The 21679-nt window shown below is 66.1% G+C and carries 20 protein-coding genes; 16 read left to right on the plus strand and 4 right to left on the minus strand.

The genetic code is table 11. From position 1 onward, the window contains the following. Positions 1–189 precede the first annotated feature (189 nt). Entirely contained in the window at positions 190–984 is a 795-nt protein-coding gene (gene rpsB, locus Pla175_RS00540) for a 30S ribosomal protein S2 (RefSeq protein WP_231954090.1), read from the minus strand. A 419-nt stretch (positions 985–1403) separates the two neighbouring features. On the opposite strand from rpsB, the gene sppA reads away from it, so the two are divergent. Then, positions 1404–3239: a signal peptide peptidase SppA gene (gene sppA, locus Pla175_RS00545; RefSeq protein WP_145280269.1), complete on the plus strand. Its 1836-nt coding sequence runs from the start codon at positions 1404–1406 to the stop codon at positions 3237–3239. Positions 3240–3443: 204 nt separating this feature from the next. On the opposite strand, the gene Pla175_RS00550 is transcribed toward sppA, so the two are convergent. Further along, positions 3444–3947 carry a DNA-deoxyinosine glycosylase gene (locus Pla175_RS00550; RefSeq protein ID WP_145280271.1) on the minus strand — a complete coding sequence of 168 codons (504 nt, stop codon included), beginning with the start codon at positions 3945–3947 and terminating at the stop codon, positions 3444–3446. A gap of 221 nt (positions 3948–4168) precedes the next feature. Between Pla175_RS00550 and Pla175_RS00555 the strand changes: the two genes are divergently transcribed. The 4 genes from Pla175_RS00555 to Pla175_RS00570 all read left to right on the plus strand — a co-directional run bounded on the left by Pla175_RS00555 (position 4169) and on the right by Pla175_RS00570 (position 7378). Beyond that, positions 4169–4612, plus strand: coding sequence for a YkgJ family cysteine cluster protein (locus tag Pla175_RS00555; protein ID WP_145280273.1), 444 nt, complete (start codon positions 4169–4171; stop codon positions 4610–4612). Positions 4613–4797: 185 nt separating this feature from the next. After that, on the plus strand, positions 4798–6144 hold the full coding sequence (gene hisS / locus Pla175_RS00560) for a histidine--tRNA ligase (RefSeq protein ID WP_145280275.1): 1347 nt from the start codon (positions 4798–4800) through the stop codon (positions 6142–6144). A 180-nt stretch (positions 6145–6324) separates the two neighbouring features. Next, positions 6325–6897 (plus strand): HYExAFE family protein, encoded by a 573-nt coding sequence (locus Pla175_RS00565; protein ID WP_197527174.1) that lies wholly within the window; start codon positions 6325–6327, stop codon positions 6895–6897. 289 nt (positions 6898–7186) lie between these two features. Beyond that, a complete protein-coding gene (locus Pla175_RS00570; RefSeq protein WP_145280277.1) occupies positions 7187–7378 on the plus strand; it encodes a hypothetical protein in 192 nt (63 codons plus the stop codon). A gap of 288 nt (positions 7379–7666) precedes the next feature. Here Pla175_RS00570 and Pla175_RS00580 read toward each other — a convergent pair whose 3' ends face one another. Beyond that, positions 7667–8836: a DegT/DnrJ/EryC1/StrS family aminotransferase gene (locus Pla175_RS00580; RefSeq protein WP_145280281.1), complete on the minus strand. Its 1170-nt coding sequence runs from the start codon at positions 8834–8836 to the stop codon at positions 7667–7669. A gap of 460 nt (positions 8837–9296) precedes the next feature. Between Pla175_RS00580 and Pla175_RS00585 the strand changes: the two genes are divergently transcribed. The 4 genes from Pla175_RS00585 to Pla175_RS00600 all read left to right on the plus strand — a co-directional run bounded on the left by Pla175_RS00585 (position 9297) and on the right by Pla175_RS00600 (position 13452). Beyond that, on the plus strand, positions 9297–10718 hold the full coding sequence (locus Pla175_RS00585) for a c-type cytochrome (RefSeq protein WP_145280283.1): 1422 nt from the start codon (positions 9297–9299) through the stop codon (positions 10716–10718). A gap of 123 nt (positions 10719–10841) precedes the next feature. Further along, positions 10842–11915, plus strand: coding sequence for a hypothetical protein (locus Pla175_RS00590; RefSeq protein WP_145280285.1), 1074 nt, complete (start codon positions 10842–10844; stop codon positions 11913–11915). Between the two features lie 100 nt (positions 11916–12015). Then, the gene (locus tag Pla175_RS00595) at positions 12016–12762 is read left to right on the plus strand and encodes a peroxiredoxin-like family protein (RefSeq protein ID WP_145280287.1); all 747 of its coding nucleotides are present in this window, start codon (positions 12016–12018) and stop codon (positions 12760–12762) included. A gap of 123 nt (positions 12763–12885) precedes the next feature. Beyond that, the gene (locus Pla175_RS00600) at positions 12886–13452 is read left to right on the plus strand and encodes a DUF1579 domain-containing protein (RefSeq protein ID WP_145280289.1); all 567 of its coding nucleotides are present in this window, start codon (positions 12886–12888) and stop codon (positions 13450–13452) included. Positions 13453–13587: 135 nt separating this feature from the next. Here Pla175_RS00600 and Pla175_RS00605 read toward each other — a convergent pair whose 3' ends face one another. Further along, positions 13588–14244, minus strand: coding sequence for a metallophosphoesterase family protein (locus Pla175_RS00605; protein WP_231954098.1), 657 nt, complete (start codon positions 14242–14244; stop codon positions 13588–13590). Between the two features lie 308 nt (positions 14245–14552). On the opposite strand from Pla175_RS00605, the gene Pla175_RS00610 reads away from it, so the two are divergent. The 7 genes from Pla175_RS00610 to Pla175_RS00640 all read left to right on the plus strand — a co-directional run bounded on the left by Pla175_RS00610 (position 14553) and on the right by Pla175_RS00640 (position 21533). After that, positions 14553–15287: a TVP38/TMEM64 family protein gene (locus Pla175_RS00610; RefSeq protein WP_197527175.1), complete on the plus strand. Its 735-nt coding sequence runs from the start codon at positions 14553–14555 to the stop codon at positions 15285–15287. 113 nt (positions 15288–15400) lie between these two features. Then, positions 15401–16894, plus strand: coding sequence for a mercuric reductase (locus Pla175_RS00615; RefSeq protein WP_145280293.1), 1494 nt, complete (start codon positions 15401–15403; stop codon positions 16892–16894). 127 nt (positions 16895–17021) lie between these two features. Continuing rightward, complete coding sequence (locus Pla175_RS00620; RefSeq protein ID WP_145280295.1) at positions 17022–18662, plus strand: acetolactate synthase large subunit; 1641 nt, start codon at positions 17022–17024, stop codon at positions 18660–18662. Positions 18663–18903: 241 nt separating this feature from the next. After that, entirely contained in the window at positions 18904–19188 is a 285-nt protein-coding gene (locus tag Pla175_RS00625) for a type II toxin-antitoxin system Phd/YefM family antitoxin (protein ID WP_145280297.1), read from the plus strand. A 3-nt stretch (positions 19189–19191) separates the two neighbouring features. Then, positions 19192–19467, plus strand: a complete 276-nt coding sequence (locus Pla175_RS00630) for a Txe/YoeB family addiction module toxin (protein WP_145280299.1) — start codon at positions 19192–19194, stop codon at positions 19465–19467. Positions 19468–19533: 66 nt separating this feature from the next. Then, the gene (locus tag Pla175_RS00635; protein ID WP_145280301.1) at positions 19534–20046 is read left to right on the plus strand and encodes a hypothetical protein; all 513 of its coding nucleotides are present in this window, start codon (positions 19534–19536) and stop codon (positions 20044–20046) included. A 59-nt stretch (positions 20047–20105) separates the two neighbouring features. Further along, on the plus strand, positions 20106–21533 hold the full coding sequence (locus Pla175_RS00640) for an aldehyde dehydrogenase family protein (protein WP_145280303.1): 1428 nt from the start codon (positions 20106–20108) through the stop codon (positions 21531–21533). The last annotated feature ends 146 nt before the right edge of the window (positions 21534–21679 follow it).

Consider the following 21679-nt stretch of genomic DNA (forward strand, 5'->3'; position numbering starts at 1 on the left):
CCAAGATCGCAAAGAAGGAAGAGGGACTGAGCGGGGCCGGCGGGCGGCGGTAACTTTCCGCTTCAGGGCTATCGCTACCGTTCCTATCGCCAATCCAGCCTGCTCTTCCGTCCGTCTTGGCGTCCTTGGCGTCCTTGGCGGTTCCCCTTTCTTCCCTTCCGTCCTTCGTGCCCTTAGTGGTTAACCGATTTAGGTCGCGGCCGGTTCTGCTTCGGACTTCTCAGCCATCGCCGCGTCGGAGGCCTTCTGGGCTTCCGCCTTCTTCGCGTCGGCGCCTTCGCGGGCCGATTGCGACTGGATGTTGGCCTGCACCCGGCCCGCCATCACCGCGTCGGCGAGGATCTTGGTGATCATCTCGATCGAACGCAGGCTGTCGTCGTTGCCGGGGATCGGCAGGTCGACCATGTCCGGGTCGCAGTCGGTGTCGGTGAGCGCCACGACCGCGATGCCCAGCTTGCGGGCCTCGATCACGGCGTTCTTTTCTTTCTTGGGGTCGATCACCACCATGCACTCGGGGAGCCGGGTCATGGTCCGCATGCCGTTAAGGTTGCGGTGCATCTTGCGGTACTCGCGGTTCAGCGTGGACTGAGCCTTCTTGGAGTAGCCGTGGATCGCCTCGCCGGCGCGGATCGCCTCGACCTCTTCCAGCCGGCTGAGCCGGTCGCGGATGGTGCGGAAGTTGGTCAGCGTGCCGCCGAGCCAACGCTCCGCGACATAGGGCTGGCCGCAGCGCGAGGCCTCGTGCTCGATGGCGTCGGCCGCTTGGCGCTTGGTGCCCACGAACAAGATCAGGCTGTTGCGCGACGCCACTTGAGCCAGGTACTTCTTGGCCCGCAGCAGGCCGCGGACCGTCTCGCGGACGTCGATAATGTGGATCAGGTTCTTGCGGGCGTAGATGTACGGCCGCATCTTCGGGTTCCACCGGCTGCTGCGGTGACCGAAGTGGACGCCTGCCTCGACCAACTCATTTACTAGATTCGACACGTAGAAAACTCCTCGTTTGAAAGGCACACCGGCCCCGTGCTGCGGATCCGCGGGTGCGGCTGCAGCGTCCCGGCGTTGGGGGAAGTGTCGGCCTGGCTTGAAGTTACAGCGATCTGGGCGGGCCGTGCGCCCAGCTCGTCGGTGCGTCAGGATAAGGGGTCGCCGGGGGAGGGTCAATTGCGGGGAAGGGGTGGGGTGTCGGGCGCTGGGCAAGGGAGGGGTGGTTTTTGGGTCCGCTCCGCTTCCTGACGGGGGCGGATCAATCGAGCCGCGCCCGCCAGGAAGCGGAGCGGGGGGCGCACGACCCTCCCAATCCCGACAAATCCGCCTCCCCAGGATGGGCGAACAAGGTAAGATTGGCGGGGCGAGCGCCCCTTGGCGATTCTGCCCTTTCCTCTGGCGGTTCCTCGGAGACCCCTATGCCACGCCTATTTGCCGGAACCCGGCTGATCCTCCTGGCCCTGTTGCTGGCGCCTTGTGCGGCCCTCACCGCCAAAGAAGCTGCGAAACCCGAGGCCAAGCCGGCCGCAGAGAAGGCCAAAGAGTCTAAGAAGGTCCGGCTCGCCAAGATCACTCTGTCGGGCGACTACCCGGAGACCCCCGGCGGGTCGGGCCCGTTTGCCGAGCTAGGCAACGACCTCAAGAAGCTGCTGGGCCGGATCGAGAAGGCCAAGGGGGACGACACGATCGCCGGCATGGTGCTGTCGTTCGAGGACGTCTCGATGGGTCGGGGCAAGCTGAACGAGCTACGCGGCGCGCTGGCCGACTTCCGCAAGGCGGGCAAACGCGTGGTGGCCGAGATGGAGTCGGCCGACACCCAGTCGTACCTGATCGCGTGTGCGTGCGACGAGATCGTGATGCCCGAGTCGGGGGTGTTGATGCTCCCCGGGCTGCGTGCCGAGCCGCTGTTCTACAAGGGGATGCTGAGCAAGATCGGCGTGCGGGCCGACTTCATCCATATCGGCGAGGCCAAGGGCTTTGGCGAGGAGTACACCCGCAAGCAGTGGAGCGAGCCGGTCAAACAAAACATCACCGCGCTGTTGGACGACCTCTACCAGCAGATGATCGAGACGATCGCGCTCGACCGCCCGATGACCGAGGCCCAGGTGGGTGAGGCGATCGACGCCGCGCTGATCACCGCCGGCGACGCCAAAGAGCGGGGCCTGATCGACCGCATCGCCTACCCGCACGAGCTGCGCGAGGCGCTGGCCCAGCGCTACGACGCCGACGGCGCCGGGGACCGGCTGGTCTATGTAGAGAACTACGGGCAGAAGGAGGTGGACACCGACTTCTCGGGGCCTACCGGCATCTTCAAGCTGATGAAGCTGCTCGCCGGCGGCGACACGTCGGACCCCAAGAGCAAGGTCAAGAAGATCGCCGTGGTCTACGCCGTCGGCCCGATCGTTTCAGGCGAGAGCGAGGAAGACATCTTTGGCGGTTCGACCACGCTCGGCTCGACCACCATCGTTGAGGCCCTGGACAAGGCCGACAAGGACGACGCCGTGGCCGCGATCGTGCTGCGGGTCGATAGCCCCGGCGGGTCGGCGCTCGCCAGCGACCTGATGTGGAGCAAGATCCAGTCGATCGATAAGCCGGTCGTCGCCAGCATGGGCGACGTGGCCGCCAGCGGCGGGTACTACATCTCCATGGGGTGCGACGCCGTGCTGGCCGAGCCGGGGACCGTGACCGGCTCGATCGGCGTGGTCGGCGGCAAGCTGGCCCTGGGGGGGCTGTTTAAGAAGGTGGGCATCACCACCGACCTGATCAGCCGCGGCGCCAACAGCGGCCTGCTGGCCGCCACACGCCCGTGGAACGAAAGCGAGCGCGCCGCGATCACCGGCATGATGGAGGAGTGCTACGACCAGTTCACCGCCAAGGCGGCCGCGGGGCGCAAGATGAAGCAGGCCCGCGTGAAGGAGCTGGGCGGGGGCAAGGTGTACACCGGCCGGCAGGCGAAGAAGCTCGGGCTGGTCGACAAGCTCGGCACGCTGGAAGACGCCGTCGCCGAGGCAAAGAAGCGAGCGGGCCTCGCGGCCGACGCCGAGGTAAAGATCGAGTCGCTCCCCGAGGCGCCCGACTTCTTCGAGCAGCTCTTCAGCAGCGCCAAGCCGGAGAAGGAAGTGCGGCTGAGCATCGACCTGTCGTTCCTACCGGCGGAGCTCGAGCGGGCCGTCCGCTCGGTCGGCTCGATGCGGCGGGTGTTCGAGGGCAAGCCGGCGGCGTTCGTCATGCCGGTCGGCGTGATCGTCGACTGACGGACAGACGGACGCCTAACCACCAAGGGCACAAAGACGCACGAAGGGAAGTAGAACGGGTGAACGAACAGGACGCGGATCTGCGCGGATGCGTCGGATTCGCGCAGACCCTTTTTGGTTGATGGTTGTTGATCCAGTAGATCCGCGTCCATCCGCGTTCCATTCGTTTCGCTTCACCTTCGTGTTCCTTTGTGTTCTTCGTGGTTAATTCTTCAGCACCCGCCAAGCGGCCAGCTTCTGGTCAAACGTCCTGCCCGCGTGGGCCGGGCTGGTGGACGGCAACCGCGTGAGCGTCAGCCGGCGGAGCACCCCGTCGCCCAGGCCCGGCGTTACATGGCGGGCGAAGGCCTGCTCGGCCTTCTGGCCGTTGAAGCAGACCCGCTCGATCCGCGGGCACGCGTCTAGCAGCCCCGCCAGGTCGTTGGCCACCTCGCTGCCGGGCTCGATCCGCGCGTCGAGGCTCCCCGGCCGGACGCACTCGGCCAGCACGTCCCACACCGCCACGCCTTGGCTACGCAGGCGCTGGCAGCGCGCGGGGTAGGGCTTCTCGGGGCCGGCGCCGAACAGCTCCCCCATGATGGGCCAGAAGGCGTTCCGCGGGTGGGCGTAGTACTCCCGGGCCGCCAACGACGCGCCGCCCGGCATCGACCCGAGGATCAGCACCCGGGCGTCGGGGCGGGCGATCGGCGGGAAGCTGTGAATTGGCATCGAAGGCTTAACCACCAGGTCCACAAAGGGGCACGAAGGTAGAAGGAAAGGAGGGAATGGACGAATGGAACGCGGATCCTCGCGGATACAAACGGATTGGATCAACGATTGTATCCGCGCCGATCCCGTACATCCGCCTTCATCCGCGTCCCGTTCTTTCTCCGGCGTGCTCGTCCTTCATGCCCTTTGTGGTTCATCTTCGGGCCTGCTAATCTACCTTTATGGAAAAGCCCTTTGGACAGAACCGGATCCGTCGCGAGGACCTCCCCGCCGGGGAGAACCTGTGCGAGTACTGCACGGCCAAGTGCTGCCGGTATTTTGCGCTGCCGATCGACGCCCCCGAGACGTTCGAGGAGCTGGAGTACCTCCGCTGGTTCTTGCTGCACGACCGGGCGAGCGTGTTCAAGGAAGACGACGACTGGTACCTGCTGGTGCACACCACCTGCGAGCACCTGCGGGACGACAACCGCTGCGGCATCTACGCCACGCGGCCGAAGATCTGCCAGGACTATTCGTTTACGAACTGCGAGTACGAAGAAGACTCGGTCTACGACCTCTACCTCGAGACGGCCGACCAGGTGTGGGAGTACACCGAGGCGGTCTGGCAGCCCAACGCCCGCTGCGCCCGCAGCCGCAAGCCGGAACTGCTGCCGGTGCTCGCGTAGCGAGCAGGCTTTAGGCGTTAGGTATTAGTCGTTAGGAAGGTCGAAGGTAGGGTGCACGCAATGCACCGGCCGCTCGATTCGCTGGCGCATTCCGTGCACCCTACACCGGATGGACCGCTCCATCCGCTTGCGCTTCCCTAGCCCCCAGCCCCTCCGCCGCAGGCGGACCACCCCCAGCCCCCCTCATGTCTAAGCCGCTCGTTACGCCCCGTACGCTCAAAGGTTTTCGGGACTACCTGCCCGAGGCGATGCTGGCGCGCGAGGGTCTGATCGACACCGCCCGGCGGGTCTACCGCTCGTACGGCTACGCGCCGATCGACACCCCAGCGCTCGAGTACCTAGAGGTGCTCCGCGGCAAGGGCTCCGACGAGACCGACAAGCAGCTCTACGCGTTCCAGGACAACGGCGGCCGCGACGTCGGGCTGCGGTTCGACCTGACGGTGCCGCTGGCCCGCTTCGCGGCCGAGCACACCGGCGAGCTCGGCCTGCCGTTCAAGCGGTACCACATCGCCAGCGTGTGGCGGGGCGAGAACACCCAGCGGGGCCGGTACCGCGAGTTCATGCAGTGCGACTTCGACACGATCGGCGCGGTCGGCCCGGCCAGCGACATCGAGACGCTGCTGGTGACCAGCGACCTGTTCGCCGCGATCGGCTTTGACGCGGTGACGATCCGCATCAACCATCGCGGCGTGCTGGGCGGGATGCTGGAGGCGATCGGCCTGGCCGAGCAGGCGACGTCCGTGCTGCGCGCGCTCGACAAGCTGGCCAAGATCGGCCCGGAGAAAGTGCGGGCAGAGATCGAACAGGCCGCCGGCGCCACCGCGACGCAGTCGGCCAAGATCGTGGCGCTGGCCGGGGTCTCGGGCGACACCTACACGGTCCTGCAGAAGCTCGAAGCGATGGTCGCTGGCCCCGCGGGGAAGTCGGAGGCGGGGGCCGCCGGCGTCGCACGCCTGCGCGACGTGCTGGACGGAGTAGCGGCGGCGGGTGTGCCGCCGGGCAGAATAAAAATCGACCCCTCGATCGCGCGCGGGCTCGACTACTACACGGGGCTGGTGTTCGAGACGACGCTCGACGCGTTGCCCGGCATCGGCTCGGTCGCCAGCGGCGGCCGGTACGACAACCTCGCGGCGCTGTTCACCAAGCAGGAGCTGCCCGGCATCGGCGGTTCGCTGGGGCTCGACCGGCTGCTGGCCGCGATGGAAGAGCTGAAGATGCTCCCCGCCACCCGCACCCCAGCGCCGGTGTTCATGCCGCTGTTCGCCGACGAGTGCCTCGCAGGGGTCCTCAAGCTAGCCGCCGAACTACGCTCGGCCGGGATAGGAGTCGAGGTCTACAGCGAACCCAAGAAGCTCAGCAAGCAGCTCCAGTACGCGGACAAGAAAGGCTTTCGCGTGGCCGTGATCGCGGGGCAAGACGAGCTCGCCAAGGGGGAGGCGCAGGTCAAGGATCTCGCCAACGGCCAGAGCGTGACGGCCTCTGCTGCGGGGCTGCTAGACGAGGTGCGGCGGGTATTGGATGGTCAAGAATAGGACTCGCATGTGGCGCGGATTTACGGTGATTTACACGGATAACGGATTGCAAAGTGCAAACTAGTGATTGAAAATTGCAAAGTGAACCGGGCGCCGCGAACTTCGATCCGACCGTAATCCGCTTCATCCGCGACGATCCGCGTCCCATTCTTCGCTCGCCCCCAACACCGCGTCCCTGCCGTGGCGAACCGCAGCAACCACTACGAGGCGGCGTTCGAGGCCTACCTGCGGGCCGAGCGGCTAGCGTACGTGGCGACCAGCGAGCAGCGGCGGGCGCTGGCCGAGGTGGGCTCGCTCAAGAGCGTCGATTTTGTGGTCTCGCCAGCCGGCGGGCCGACCTGGCTGGTGGACGTCAAAGGGCGGCGTTTCCCCTCGGGTCAGGCGCACCGCAGCTACTGGAAGAACTGGGCGACCGCCGAGGACCTGCGCTCGCTGGCCGACTGGCGGGCCCGGTTCGGGCCCGACGCCGAGGCGGCCCTGGTGTTCGCCTACCATCTGGTGGCGGACCGCTCGCCGCTGGCGGCCGACGAGGTGTTCTGGCACCGCGACCGGCCCTACGCCTTCGTGGCGGTCAGCCTGGCCGACTACCAGCCCGCCGCCCGCCCGCTCTCGGCCCGCTGGGGCACGGTGCACGCCCCCGTGGCCGAATTCCGCCGCTGCGCCCGCCCGGCCCGGCTGCTCTTGGGGGGCCGGCAGACCGCGGCGCTCGCAGCGGCCGGCGCGCTCAACTACGCTGAAGGGGACCACGGATAGCACGGAGTCCACGGATGACGGGACGATGGCCACGAAAAAGCACAAACGAATATTGACGGAAAGCTGCCCACGAATCGACCGAATCTTCGCGGATCGGTTTCCAATTCAAGCGGGTGAGGATACTCGCTTGCCCGTTCACTCAGTGATTCGTTGTGATTCGATTCATTTGTGGGCGCCGTCCGTCTTTGTGCTTCTTGTGCCCTTTTGTGGCTATTCCTATCTGTGAAATCCGTGCTATCCGTGGTCAAACCGTCTTTGTGACTCTCCGTGGCCATCCTTCTAAACCGCTATGCCGATGACCCTCGCCGACGCCACATTCGCACTGCTCCCCTTCGCGCAGATCCTCAACGAAGAAGAGAAGTCCGAGTCGTACAGCCTCTCTTGGGCGCTGATCATGCTCTGCATCGTGCTGGGGATGCTGGCCACCTTCCGGCCGATCAAGCGCGCGAGCAAGCTGAAGAAGGGCGCGAGCGAGGATTGAGCTTTCAGCTTTCAGCTTTCAGCTTTCAGCTTTCAGCTTTCAGCTTTCAGCTTTCAGCTTTCAGCTTTCAGCTTTCAGCTTTCAGCTTTCAGCTTTCAGCTTTCAGCTTTCAGCTTGTCGCAGTGCAAGCCTCGCGCGCAGCGCCCAATAGCCGCCGACCTTGGGTCGGCGCTTCCTTGGGATCGATGTGTCTCCCAAGCGCGCCGACCCTAGGCCGGCGGCTGCTGCGTAACGTGGGGCGCTGCACGAAAGCTGATCGCTGACTGCTGAAAGCTGACCGCCGAACCGCTACGCGGCGCGTTGCGCGGGCATCGGCGTGCCGACGCCGGCCGCGAACGCGGTCACTTCGCTGACCACCGTCTCGCGTTCTAGTTCCGACAGCTCCGGGAAGACCGGCAGCGACAGCACCTCGGCCGCGGCCTGCTCCGTGTGGGGCAGGTCGCCGGCGCGGTAGCCCAGCCCCTCGAAGCACTGCTGCATGTGCAGCGGCTTCGGGTAGTAGATGGCGCAGCCGACCCCCGCGGCGCTGAGCCGCTGCTGGAGCGCCTCGCGGCGCCCCGCTTTGACCCGCACCGTGTACTGGTTCCAGACGCTGGTCGACTGCCCCCCGAGTTCGGGGCCCACAACGCTCGGCGCGGTCACGGCCGCGGCGGTGCGGGGCTCGCTGAAGCGCTCGTTGTAGTACTCGGCGTGCTCGCCACGGGCCGCGGCGTAGGCGTCAAGCCGCTTGAGCTTGACGTTCAGCACGGCCGCCTGGATGGCGTCCAACCGGCTGTTGGTCCCCACGACGTGGTGGATGTAGCGCGGGCTCTGGCCGTGGTCGCGGAGGATGGTCATCCGTTCGGCCAGCGCCGGGTCGTGCGTGGTGACCATGCCGCCGTCGCCGAAGCCGCCGAGGTTCTTCGTGGGGTAGAAGCTGAAGCAGCCGACGTGGCCGATGCCGCCGACCTGCCGGCCACGGTGCTCGGCGCCGATCGCCTGCGCGGCGTCCTCGATCACAAACAACCCGTGCCGGTCGGCCAGTTCGCCCAGCGCGGTCATGTCGGCCGCCTGGCCGAACAGGTGCACCGGCATGATCGCCTTGGTGGCGGGCGTGATGCGGCGGGCGACGTCTTCCGGGTCGAGGTTGAACGTCACGGGGTCGATGTCCGCGAACACCGGCTTGGCGCCCATCCGCCACACGCTTCCCGCGGTGGCGAAGAACGTGAAGCTGGGGAGGATCACCTCGTCCCCCGGGCCGACCTCCAGGGCCATCAGCGCCAACAGCAGCGCGTCGGTCCCCGACGCGCAGCCCAGCGCGTGCGGCACCTGGCAGTACTCGGCGACGGCAGACTCAAACGCCTTGCAGGCGGGGCCGTGCACAAACGCGGCCGAGTCGCAGACCTCGGCGATCGCTTCGTTGATTTCGCTTCGCAGCGGCGCGTTCTGCCGCGAGACATCCAGCATCGGTACGGTCATGGCGTGCGTTCCTTCGCAGTGAGCCGGGTGGTCCGGCATTAGTCCTCGATACTGCTGGTAATCGGCGTCCATTCCGACCCAGGGCGAGGGAGATTAGGCAGAATCGCCGTGCCGGTCAACGCCGCCAATCCGCCACGCAAATCCGCTGCTAGCACCCTGATGCCGAACGGGGAAGAATGTGAACCGCCAAGACGCCACGAGCGTCAAAACGCGCCAAGACGGACGGACGAAAAGGGGAACCGCCAAGGACGCCAAGAACGCCAAGGAGGGGAAGGAAGCTGCATTTTCTCAGCCGATCCTGTTCATCCCGTCCAAACCGTCCCGTCCTTGGCGCTCATGGCGTCCTTGGCGGTTCCCTTCCTTTTCTCGTCCGTCTTGGCGCTCGTGGCGTCTTGGCGGTCCCCGTCGTGCGGCACAACGCCGCGTCGCGTGCTGCTGGCGCCGCGGGTAGACTTGCCGCATGGCGTTCCCCTACTACCCGCTGCAAGACTACGGCCCCGTGATGAAGGGGATGGTGATCGGGGGGCTGGGCATTTTCCATGTCTACCTCGCGCAGTTCGCCATCGGGGGCGGGGTGCTGCTGGCCTACTTCCAGTGGCTGGCCGGCACGGGGCGGCTGCCGCTGGCGCGGCGGGTGGTCGACGGCATGTTCCGCGTGCTGGTGCTGGTGTCGTTTGTGATGGGCGCGCTGACCGGCGTCGCGATGTGGTTCACCACCATCCAGGTCAGCCCGCGGACGATCGGCCTGATGGTCGATCAGTTCCACTGGGTGTGGGCGATCGAGTGGACCTTCTTTGCGCTGGAGGTCGCCTCGGGCTACGCCTTCTACCGCTGCGCGTCGCGGTTGGACGACCGCACGCGGTTCTGGCTGCTGGTGGTCTACGCGTTCGCCGCGTGGATGAGCCTGTTCTGGATCAACGGCATCCTTAGCTGGCAGCTCACGCCGGGCGGCTGGTCGGAGACCGGCGGCGTGTGGGCCGGGTTCTTCAACCCCACGTTCTGGCCGTCGCTGCTGTTCCGCACGCTCGCGTCGCTGGCCACCGCGGGGCTGGTGGGGTGCTTGGTGATCAACCTGGCGCCCGGCTACAAACGCAGCGAACGCCGCGTGTTGATCCACCGCGCCGCCCACCTGCTCGCGCCGATGGCGCTGATGCCGCTGGCGGGCGCGTGGTTCTTGATGGCGATGCCGGCCGACAGCCGTGGCTGGGTGATGGGGGGGAGCATCGCGATGACGCTGTTCTTCTCGCTGGGGGTGGGGGCGTCGCTGCTGATCGGCGCCTACGCCGCGGCGATGCTGGTGAGCCGCCGGCTGATGATGAACGCCGCGACCGCCTCGCTGCTGGTGGCGCTGGGGTTCTTCGCCACGGCCGGCGCCGAGTTCGTCCGCGAGGGGAGCCGCAAGCCGTTCACCGTACGCGGGGCGCTCTACTCCAATTCGATCACCCCCGACGAGGTCGCAAAGGCCCGCGAGGTCGGCCTCGCGGCGGCCGACCCCTACCCGCTGGCCGACGGCGTCGCGTACCCCACCGGGCAGCTCGAACTGGGCGCCAAGACCTTCCGCCTGCAGTGCAGCGTCTGCCACACCTGGGACGGCGCCAACGGCCTGGCGCACCTAGCCGAGACCTGGACCACCCAGCAGCTCCGCCTGAACGTCGCCCAGCTGCAACGCACCAAGGCGTTCATGCCCCCGTTCGCCGGTCCCGCGGAAGAAGTCGAAGCCCTCGCGCAGTGGGTCCGCTGGCGGCTAGAAGGGGCGCCCCCCGTTTGGGACACGACCGATGATCCGGCGGTGCTGCGACAAATCACCGATGACTTGGATGCCGTGGGAACCGGACCCGGGATCGCGATCCAACAAAGGGAAGGATTGCAAGTTGATGATTAGTGATTGCAAATTGCAAATTGGACGCGCAAGCGGATGTTGGGAATCGCTTGCGAGTTCAGTTTGCAATTTGCAATCCGTCGTTCTTCTAGCCTCTAACATCTAACCTCTATCGTCTCCCTCGCCGTGTTCCCCTTCAACCAACCACCCCCCACCGCCTTCTACGTCGCCCTCTACATGGCGACGCTGGTGCTGCACGTCGTGCCGATGTGCTACGTGTTGGGGGGGCAGACGTGGCTCGCTACGGTCGGGCTTTGGGAGGCGGCGCGCGGGCCGGCGTCGGCGCCGGTCCGGGGCATTAGCGCCGCGCTGCGCGATTGGATGCCGCTGGCGCTGGCCGTGACAATCACCGCCGGCGTGGCGCCGCTGCTGTTCTTGCAGGTGCTCTGCCAGACCCCCTTCTACACGGCCAACCTGCTGCTGTTCCACCGCTGGATGGCGATCTTGCCGGTGCTGATCGCGGCGTTCTACCTGCTCTACCTGCAGAAGTCCAAACGCTTCGTCGACTGGCCCGCCGCCGGGCGCGCCGCGGTCGCGCTGATCGTGATGCTGCTGTTCGGCTTCGTGGCGTGGAGCTGGACCGAGAACCACGTGTTGAGCCTGCAGGGGCAGGCCGTGCGGGTCGAGCAGTACTCGGCCGGCGGGCTGTTCTACGAGAACGCCGAGACCGGCCCGCGGCTCGCGCTGTGGTGGGCCGGGGCGCTGGCCGTGATGGCCGGGCTGGCCTACTGCCAGACGGGCCGGCTGGCGGGCGCATCGCGGCCGCTGGCGTGGTTGGGGTTGGCGTCGCTCACGGCCGCCCCGCTCGCGGCGCTGGCGTGGCAGCGCTCGCTGCCGCCAGAGGTGTGGAGCGGGTTGGTGGCCCAAGTGTGGCCCTACGCGGCGTTGTTGCTGGCCGGCGCGGCGGCGCAGCTCGTGATGTGGGCGCTGGTGATGCGATCGCGCCGGTTCCTGCCGCTGGTCGCCTGGCTGCTCCCGGCGGCGGCCAGCCTCACCACGCTGGGCGTGGCCGGCGTCCGCGAGCTGCGGCGTTGGCAGAGCGTGGACATCGCCGGCTTCTACGAGGCCCACGCCCGCGCGGCCGCGGTAGGGGGCTGGGGGCTGTTCCTCTTCTTCTTGCTGCTCAACACCGCCATCATCGTGGGGCTGCTAGCGGTGGTGCGTCGCGGGGTGCGCCGTTCCCCAGTCGACCGAGCGTAAGGAGTTTTCACGTTTCTCGTGAGAAGTTCTCCTCGTTGGGGGCGAGCCGGTATAATCTCCTCCGCCCATCCCAGCGGTTCAAAACCGGAGCTAATGATCAATGCTTGTTCGACGAATCTGCGTCCTCTTGATGCTTGCCGCCCCCGCCGCCCTAGCCGAGACCGAGAAGCCCTTGCCATCGCTCCAGAAGAAGCTCGACGACATGGCCGCCGGCTTCGCCGATCGTGCGCCCGTTGAAATGCAGAAGAAGTTCGCCCAGGGGATCCTCGACGTAAAGTCGCTGGGGCTGGCAGAGACGGCGCTTAAGGTCGGCGACCCCGCCCCCCAGGCCAAGCTGCTCAGCACCAAGGGCGAACCGGTTGATTTCAGCAGCGTCTGGAGCGACGGCCCGGCCGTGGTGATCTTCTACCGCGGCGGGTGGTGCCCGTACTGCAACGTGCAGCTCAAGGCGTGGGCAGACGCGGTCGACCGCGTGCGTGACGCCGGCGCCACGATCGTGGCGATCACGCCCGAGATGCCCGACGCCGCGGCCGAGACGGCCAAGAGCCAGGAGCTCAACTACAACGTGCTGGTCGACCAGGGGAACAAGCTGGCCGGTGAGCTCGGCATCACCTACCGGCTGCCCGACTCGATCCTGCCGATCTACGAGTCGCGGATGAAGATCTCAGAGCGGAACGGGGACGACAGCTATACGCTCCCGTTGGCGGCGACCTACGTGATCGATTCCGACGGCGTGATCCGCTACGCGTTCCTCGACGCCGACTACAAGCGGCGTGCGGAGCCCTCGGACGTGCTCGAAGCCGTCGGCAAGCTCGGCAAGCCGGCCTCCCCAGCCCCCGCGCGTTAAACTTCGAGGAACACGCTTGCGGCGTTCGGCGCCAGGCGTCAGAATGTCGGCGAAGTGGACGCGTGTTCACTGCTGGCCGCTGGGCGCCAGCCGCGTGTCCCGCTGCTCGTTGGGGAGTCTGCAATGAAAATGCTACGCGATGTCTCATTGGGTCTATTGTGGTTGGCGGTTTGCGCGCCGTTCTCGGTCGCCGCAGACACAGCCGAGATGCCCCCGCTGCCGCAGCCCACGGCCCAGCACGAGCAGATGGCCCGCGAAGCGGGGGTGTGGGACGCCAAGGTGTCCATGTGGTACGAGCCGGGCGCCGAGGCCGATCAGTCGACCGCGGTCGAGACCAACACGATGCTCGGCTCGTTTTGGCTGCTCAGCAAGTTCGAGGGGCAGATGGCGGGCGATCCGTTCGTCGGCCACAGCCAGACCGGCTACGACCCGACGCAAGAAAAGTACGTCGGCACGTGGGTCGACTCGGTCAGCCCGTACATGACCTCGATGTCGGGCAATTACGACGTCAAGACGCACACCCTCTCGATGAACACCGAGTGCCGCTGCTTCATGACCGGCGAGATGCGGGCCGGGCGGATGGTGACCAAGTACGTCGACAACGACACGAAGGTGCTCGAGATGTACGGCCCCGACGAAGCGGGCAAGGAGTACCTGATGATGCGGATCGACTACAAACGGCGCAAGTAGAACGCGGCCCGGCATGAGTAGGGCAGACGCGCAATCGAACCGTCAGAGTGAAAGCCAGGCATCGCTCGCGCGTCCCCGCCCCCGTCCGCCAAAGGCGGACACACCCCAGTCGCCGCGGCGACTACAACCCCGCCGTCAACGGCGCCTTCCCGTGCGGTCCGCCTGCCACAACCGGCCGGTGGCTGGCTCGATCGCCGTGAGCCAGCCGCCGCCGTGGCAGAAGGTGTCGATGCACTTGAGGTAGCCGGCGTCGAGCACCTCGCCGTCTTTCTGCGACGTGTGCCCCACGATCGCCGTCTTGCCGCTCACGTGCGGCTCGGGGAAGCGTTCGTCCAGACTCTGCCAACGCAGCGCCTCGGCGGGCTGGTGGTCCAGCGGCTCGTCCCAAACGTACTGGGCATGGAGATAGAGGAACCCGGCGTCCTCGTGCGTGTCGCGGCAGGCGTTGAGAAACTCGAGATGTGCAGCGGGGATGACCTTCGGGTCGCCGTCGTAGCCGTACGACGCCAGCGTCTCGACGCCCCCGTACTGCTGCCACCACGCCATGGGGGCGTCGCCACGCAGCACGCGGATCATCATCTCTTCATGGTTCCCCAGGATCGGCACGAGCCGCGTCTGGCGCTGAAGCTTGATGAGCCGGTCGATCACCCCCCGGCTGTCGGGGCCGCGGTCGATGTAGTCTCCCAGGGTCACCACGGTATCCTCGGGACGCGGCTGGACGGCGTCCAGCACCGCTTCGAGCGCGGCGAGGCAGCCGTGGACGTCGCCGATAGCAATGGTGCGGGGCTTCACGGGGAAAGACCGAGGAAAAAACAGGCGGATCGGCTTCGGCGGCGCACTCTGGCATAAGCCCGAACGCCTGCAAAGGGGCCCAGCACGGAACACCGTACAGGCGAGCCGCCGGCGTAAGCCGCCGGAGCTTCGCATCTACCCGGTGCTGCTACAACATAGAAGCGGCGCAGGAGGATGCGACGCGGCTTCCGCGAGATGGCGGTGGCGGCGCAACGACTCCGGCGGCTAACGCCGGCGGCTCGCCCCGGGGGTGGGGTCCGCGGCGTCTTGGATGCTTTGATCGGTGTTGTCTTAATCCAGCGCGAGCGATGCCTACCCCGACCGAGTCAACGTCTGCTCTGGGCGCCGGCGGTTGGCTGCGGGTCGCGGCGCCCGCGGCGCTTATGATCGGTCTCACGGCCGCGTTCGCGTTGCTCCCGGTAGGCGACTACCTGAAGTCGCTGCTGGCCTGGGTCGACGCGCTCGGGCCTTGGGGCCCCGCCGCCTTCGTGGCCCTGTACGTGCTCGCGACGGTGCTCTTTGTACCGGGGCTGGTGCTGACGCTCGGCGGTGGATTTCTGTTCGGCGTGGTGTGGGGGTCGCTGCTCGTGTCGCTCGCGAGCGTCCTCGGCGCTGTGGCCGCGCTGCTCGTCGGACGCTACGCCGCCCGCGACGCGGTGCGCGGCATGGCCGAGCGTTTCCCGAAGTTCGCCGCGATCGACAAAGGGGTTGAGCAGGAAGGCTTCAAGATCGTGCTGCTGACGCGGCTCAGCCCGTTGCTGCCGTTCAATGCGCTCAACTATCTGTACGGCCTGACCGGCGTGCGGCTGCGGGACTACACGCTGGCGAGCTGGCTCGGCATGCTTCCCGCCACGGTGCTGTACGTCTACTTTGGTTCTCTGGCGGGCGACCTGGCCCGCGTAGCCTCGGGCGAGGGGATCGGCGGCCCGTGGAAGTGGGCGCTGCTGGCGGTGGGCCTAGCGGCGACCGTCACGGTGACCGTGGTCGTGACGCGCATGGCGGGCCGCGCACTGCGCGAACGTGTAGACAGCTCTGACGAATAGGACGCGGATCGTCGCGGATGAAGCGGATCGAAGCAGATCAGAAAAGGCGGTTCCCCATCTTCCTCCCTATCCTGCTTTGATCCGCGTCCCATTCTTTGCCCCGGCCAGCAGCAGTGATTGAGCTCGAGCCCCCAACCCCCGCGAACCGCCGGCTAGCCGCCAATGTTCATCCCGCGGGGTGGACCAACACGGCGCCGGAGGGTCGGTATCACCTCGTCGTGATCGGCGCCGGCACGGCCGGGCTGGTGGCGGCGTCGGTGGCGGCGGGGCTGGGGGCCCGGGTGGCGCTGGTCGAGCGCCGGCTGATGGGGGGCGATTGCCTGAACGTGGGCTGCGTCCCTTCAAAAGGGCTGATCGCGGCGGCCCGCGCCGCCGCGGCAGGAGCGTCGGTCGAGTTCTCGGCCGCGATGGAGCGCATGCGCGAGGTCCGTGCAGACATCAGCGTGAACGACTCTGCCCAGCGGTTCCGGGAGAAGGGGGTCGACGTCTACTTCGGCGACGCCCGCTTTGTCGATCGCCAAACGATCGCCGTCGACGACTGCCGCTTGAGGTTCCGGCGGGCGATTATCGCTACCGGCGCGCGGGCCATGGCGCCCCCGATCCCTGGGCTCGACTCGGCCCGTTACCTCACCAACGAGTCGGTCTTCTCGCTCACCGAGCTGCCGGCTTCGCTTGGCGTGATCGGCGCCGGGCCGATCGGGTGCGAGCTGGCCCAGGCGTTCGCGCGGCTCGGCAGCCGGGTTCATCTAATCTCGGACTCCGCAGACGCCGGGGGCCCGACCCTGCTGCCGCGCGAAGACCCCGAGGCCGCGGCGATCGTCCGCGAAGCGCTACGGCGCGACGGCGTGAGCCTGCACTCCCACGGCAAGCAAGTGCGGGTCGCCCGAGACGGAGAACAGACCCGCGTTGAGTGCGACGCCTCGCCGGACTACCCGATCGTGGTCGAGAAGCTGTTGGTGGCCGCGGGGCGGGCGCCCAACGTCGAGGGGATGGGGCTCGAAGACGTCGGCATCGAGTTCGACCCCAAGCAGGGCGTGAAGGTCGACGACCGGCTCCGCACCACCAACGCCCGCGTCTTCGCCGCCGGCGACGTCTGCTCCGAGTACAAGTTCACCCACGCGGCCGACTTCCAGGCCCGGCTCGCGGTGCGCAACGCGTTGATGCCCTGGCCGCTCAACCGCGGCAAGGCCAGCGGGTTAGTAATCCCCTGGTGCACGTACACGACGCCCGAGCTGGCGCACGTCGGGCTCACCCAGCGCGGCGCCGCCAAGCAGAACACCCAGCTCCGCACCTTCCGCCAAGAGCTCGCCGAAGTCGATCGATCTCTGCTCGCCGGCGAGACCGAGGGGTTCGTCAAGATCCACCTCCATGCCAAGCACGACCGCATCCTCGGCGCAACGATCGTCGCCCCGCACGCCGGCGAGCTCATTGGCGAGCTCTCGCTCGCCATGACGCACGGGCTGGGGCTGGGGAAGATCGCCACCGCGATCCACCCCTACCCAACGGTCGCAGAAGCCATCCGCAAGTGCGGCGACGCCTACAACCGCACCCGCCTAACGCCAACGGTCAAACGGGTGCTCGATGCGTGGTTGCGTTTGACCCGCTAGGCTTGGAGAGGATAGAGGATAGAGGATAGAAAAGTTTGATCGCCTTCCGTCCGTCCCTATCATCTAACCTCTATCATCTATCATCTATCATCTCACTGAACCACTCCCGTCCGTCCAGAGCACCGCCATGAAGGCATCCGATTTGTTGGTCCGCTGCCTCGAAGCCGAGGGGGTAGAGCACATCTTCGGGGTTCCCGGGGAAGAGAACCTCGACTTCCTCGATTCGCTATCCCGCTCGTCGATCCGCTTGATCCTCACCCGCCACGAGCAGGCGGCCGGGTTTATGGCCGCTACTTACGGCCGGCTCACCGGCAAGCCGGGCGTGTGCCTTAGCACGCTGGGGCCGGGGGCCACCAACCTGGTGACCGCGGGCGCGTACGCGCAGTTGGGCGCGATGCCGATGCTGATGATCACCGGGCAGAAGCCCATCAAGACCAGCAAGCAGGGACATTTTCAGATCATCGACACCTGCGACATGATGCAGCCCATCACCAAGTACACCCGGCAGATCGTCTCGGCAGACAATATCCCCTCGCGTGTGCGGGAGGCGTTCCGGCTGGCCGAGCAGGAACGCCCCGGCGCGGTGCATCTAGAGCTTCCCGAAGACATCGCCGGGGAAGCGACGGAGGGCCAACCGATGCCCGCCAGCCGCGTCCGCCGCCCGGTAGCCGAGGAGAAGTCCATCCGCTTCGCGGTAGAGATGATCGAGTCGGCCAAACGGCCGCTCATCTTGATCGGCGCCGCGGCAAACCGGAAGCTCACCTGCCGGATGCTGCGGCGGCTGATCGACTCGACCGGCATCCCGTTCTTCAGCACGCAGATGGGCAAGGGCGTCGCCGACGAGGCGCACCCGCTCTGCCTGGGTTGTGCCGCCCTCAGCTCGGGCGACTTCTTGCACCAAGCAGTGGCGGCCGCCGACGTGATCGTGAACATCGGGCACGACGTGGTTGAGAAGCCGCCGTTCTTCATGCTGCCCGGCGGCGTGAAGGTGATCCACGTCAACTTCACCACCGCGGAGGTCGACCCCGTTTACTTCCCGCAGGTCGAGGTGGTGGGCGACATCGCCAACAGCGTCTGGCAGCTCGCGAACCACATCCGCCCGTCGGACGATTGGGACTTCGCACGGTTCCACGAGGTACGCAGCGCGTTCCTCGAGCACAAGGCGCGAGACATCGACGACCCGCGGTTCCCCATCTGCCCGCAGCGGCTGGTGGCCGATGTCGGGCGCGCGATGCCCGACGACGGCATCCTGGCGCTGGACAACGGCATCTACAAGATCTGGTTCGCCCGCAACTACGAGGCCCACCAGCCCAACACCGTGCTGCTGGACAACGCCCTGGCGAGCATGGGCGCCGGGCTCCCCTCCGCGATGGCCGCTCGGCTGGTGAACCCCAAGCGGGCCGTGATGGCCATCTGCGGTGACGGCGGCTTCATGATGAACGCTCAAGACCTAGAGACCGCCGTCCGGCTCGACCAAAACCTAGTGGTGCTGATCCTCAACGACCACGGCTACGGCATGATCAAGTGGAAGCAAGAACACATGGGGTTCGCCGACTTCGGGCTGGACTTCACGAATCCCGACTTCGTCAAGTTCGCCGAGGCGCACGGCGCCCGCGGCCATCGCGTGGAGTCGACCGACGCACTGCTTCCCTTGCTGCAAGAATGCCTGTCGACCGGTGGCGTCGACATCATCGACATTCCGGTCGACTACACGGACAATCAAACGGTGCTGAACGAAGAGATCCCGCGGCTCAGCGCGGCCCTCTGATAGAAGGCAATCGCCAAGACGCCACGAAAAAAGACCAGACGGAATACGGGGATTGGTAGGATAAGCGATCGACTGTTGGCAGCTTCATGTCTATCGCACCGCATCCCGTTTATCCTGCCAATCCAGTAATCCGGTCCCTTCTTCCGTCCGTCGTGGCGTCCTTGGCGACTTGGCGGTTCACTTGACCTCGGGCCGTTTGCTGGCGTACAGTTAAGTTGTACAACTTCACCGAGGGCATCCAGTGGCCATCCAGACAAGCTACTCGCGGGCGAGATCGCAATTCGCTTCGCTTTTGGACGCGGTAACGGAAGATCACGAGGTCGTCATCGTCAGCCGGCGTGGCAAAGAGGACATAGCAATGATCTCTGCGGCGGAACTTAGCGGGCTGGTTGAGACCGCGCACCTGCTCCGATCGCAAAAGAACGCTAAGAGGCTGCTAGCGGCGCTCGGACGTGCAGAATCGAAGGGGGGCAAGCCCGTCGCCATCGACCGCTTGCGGCGAGAACTGAACCTCCAAGCCGAGTGATGCGTGGCCAAGAAGCAACCAGCCCGCATCGCGGTGTTTCAGGACGAGTTTCGTGAAGACCTCCTCTGGTGGGTTAAACAGAACCGCAAGACGGCGCTGCGATTGCTGGACCTAGTCGAGGCGGTCATGCGGGATCCATTCGCCGGCGTCGGCAAGCCTGAACCGCTCAAGCACCTCGCGCCCGGCGTCTGGTCGCGCCGCCTCACCCAAGAGCACCGGCTTGTGTATCTGGTGCGAGACGCGAGGGTTGACTTCTTGCAGGCTCGATACCACTACTGAGCGAAGACGCCCGTCGTTTGGGCGGGGCAAGATAGTCGGCCTCACCACCGAGGCCACGGAGCACGTATGAGAGAAGCAAGGCTTAACCCATACGAATCGCCGCGCCATCAAAACGGTCAACGCGCTGATGGTTCAATGGACATTGATGCCGGCATGCCCCCAAGCATCATCGGGGCGATTGTCGTGCTCGGCGTTCAGGCTTTCGGTTTTCTTGTCACGGCGGGCATAGCGAAGTCCAAGGACGATGGCGAGTGGGTCTGGAATCTACCGCCTCTGATGCTACTGGTCATCGCTGCGGTCGGGCTTAGCTGGCGGATGCGTTTTGGTTGGCGGATCGCCGTGTCAGTCAGCCTGGTAGGTGGATTACTCGCAAGTTGCTTTTGGTGCCTTTTCATCTTTACAGCGTTCATATTTGAATGCGGTATCGTCGACACTTGGCGGCACGGCGCCAAGTCAGACTTGATTGCCCTGATCACAGTGTTAACGTTAAGTGTGCTAGGTCCTGGTTCCTTCTGGCTGGTCTGTTGGCTCTTAACGAGGCCATCGGCACGCGTCTTCTTTGATTGGCGTGCTTCTTGATGCCGTTCTAACCCGAAGAAGTGCGTGCGTCTCCGGTGCAATGCTAAGCGGATACTCAGATGCTCAACAAAACTTTCCCCTTCTACCTCGCCAACAAGCCCGAGTCGCCCAACGCCGACCTCGAGGTGACCGACAAATACACCGGCGAGGTCGCTACGCGTGTCGCGATGGCCTCCGCTAGCGACATCGACCGTGGGATCAGCGCCGCGGTCGAGGCGGCGCCGGCTATGGCGGCGATGCCGCCGTTCGAGCGGCAGACGGTGCTCGACCACTGCGTGGCTCGGTTCCGTGAGCGGTTCGACGAGCTGGCGATGGCGCTCTGCATCGAGGCGGGCAAACCGATCAAGGACTCGCGCGGCGAGGTCACCCGGCTGATCGACACCTTCCGCGTGGCGGCCGAGGAGTCGGTCCGCATCGACGGCGAGCTGCTGAACCTCGAGATCTCGCCCCGGGCCCGCGGCTACCGCGGCATGGTCAAGCACGTGCCCATCGGGCCCTGCTCGTTCATCTCGCCGTTCAATTTCCCGCTCAACCTAGCGGCGCACAAAGTGGCGCCGGCGTTGGCCGCGGGGTGCCCGTTTGTGCTCAAGCCGGCCAGCCGGACGCCGATCGGGGCGCTGATGATCGGCGAGGTGCTGGCCGAGACCGACCTGCCGGCCGGCGCGTTCAGCATCCTCCCCTGCCACCGCGACGGCGCCGACCTGTTCACCACGGACGAGCGCCTCAAGCTGCTCTCGTTCACGGGCTCCCCCGAGGTGGGCTGGGCCCTCAAGGCCAAGGCGGGCAAGAAGCCGGTTATCCTGGAGCTCGGCGGAAACGCGGCCTGCATTGTAGACGCCGACACAGATATTGCCGACGCGGTCGATCGCCTCGTGATCGGCGCCTTCTACCAGTCGGGGCAGAGCTGCATCGGCGTGCAGCGGATCCTCATCCATGAAAGCATCTACGACGAGCTTCGCGACCGGCTCGTTGAGAAGACCAAGACCCTGGTCGCCGGTGACCCGAAGAACGAAGACACCTTCATCGGCCCGATGATCAGCGAGGGCGAGGCCGAGCGGCTGCACGATTGGATCAACGAAGCCAAGCAGGCCGGCGCCACAGTGCTGTGCGGCGGCGGCCGCGAGGGCGCCATGCTTGAAGCCACCCTGCTGGAAGACGTGCCGCGGGACCTCAAGGTCTGCACCGAGGAGGCGTTCGGACCGGTCGCGGTGCTGAGCCGGTTCAGCGATTTCGGCGAGGCCCTTAAGCAGACCAACGACAGCAAGTTCGGCCTGCAAGCAGGCGTCTTCACCCGCGACTGGTACAAGATCCAGCAGGCCTGGGACACGCTAGAGGTCGGCGGCGTGGTGATCGGCGACGTGCCAAGCTGGCGCGTCGACAACATGCCGTACGGCGGCGTCAAAGACAGCGGCCTGGGCCGCGAAGGGATCCGTTACGCCATCCACGACATGACCGAACCCCGGCTGTTGGTAATCCGCACGCCGTGACGACAGACGCAAGAGCTAACCACGAAGGACACGAAGGAACACGAAGAAGCAGGGCGGAGGTTGGCGAACGTTACCCTTCTATCGCTCTCGTCTTTTTCCTTCGTGCGTCTTTGTGCCCTTTGTGGTAAATATTTCCTTGGCGCCCT

The sequence above is a fragment of the Pirellulimonas nuda genome, from assembly GCF_007750855.1.
GTDB lineage: Bacteria > Planctomycetota > Planctomycetia > Pirellulales > Lacipirellulaceae > Pirellulimonas > Pirellulimonas nuda.

Coding starts and splice junctions, on each gene's coding strand:
- sppA (WP_145280269.1), top strand. CDS start 1,404: ATGCCACGCCTATTTGCCGGAACCCGGCTGATCCTCCTGGCCCTGTTG.
- Pla175_RS00550 (WP_145280271.1), bottom strand. CDS start 3,947: ATGCCAATTCACAGCTTCCCGCCGATCGCCCGCCCCGACGCCCGGGTG.
- Pla175_RS00555 (WP_145280273.1), top strand. CDS start 4,169: ATGGAAAAGCCCTTTGGACAGAACCGGATCCGTCGCGAGGACCTCCCC.
- hisS (WP_145280275.1), top strand. CDS start 4,798: ATGTCTAAGCCGCTCGTTACGCCCCGTACGCTCAAAGGTTTTCGGGAC.
- Pla175_RS00570 (WP_145280277.1), top strand. CDS start 7,187: ATGCCGATGACCCTCGCCGACGCCACATTCGCACTGCTCCCCTTCGCG.
- Pla175_RS00580 (WP_145280281.1), bottom strand. CDS start 8,836: ATGACCGTACCGATGCTGGATGTCTCGCGGCAGAACGCGCCGCTGCGA.
- Pla175_RS00585 (WP_145280283.1), top strand. CDS start 9,297: ATGGCGTTCCCCTACTACCCGCTGCAAGACTACGGCCCCGTGATGAAG.
- Pla175_RS00595 (WP_145280287.1), top strand. CDS start 12,016: ATGCTTGTTCGACGAATCTGCGTCCTCTTGATGCTTGCCGCCCCCGCC.
- Pla175_RS00600 (WP_145280289.1), top strand. CDS start 12,886: ATGAAAATGCTACGCGATGTCTCATTGGGTCTATTGTGGTTGGCGGTT.
- Pla175_RS00610 (WP_197527175.1), top strand. CDS start 14,553: ATGCCTACCCCGACCGAGTCAACGTCTGCTCTGGGCGCCGGCGGTTGG.
- Pla175_RS00620 (WP_145280295.1), top strand. CDS start 17,022: ATGAAGGCATCCGATTTGTTGGTCCGCTGCCTCGAAGCCGAGGGGGTA.
- Pla175_RS00635 (WP_145280301.1), top strand. CDS start 19,534: ATGAGAGAAGCAAGGCTTAACCCATACGAATCGCCGCGCCATCAAAAC.
- Pla175_RS00640 (WP_145280303.1), top strand. CDS start 20,106: ATGCTCAACAAAACTTTCCCCTTCTACCTCGCCAACAAGCCCGAGTCG.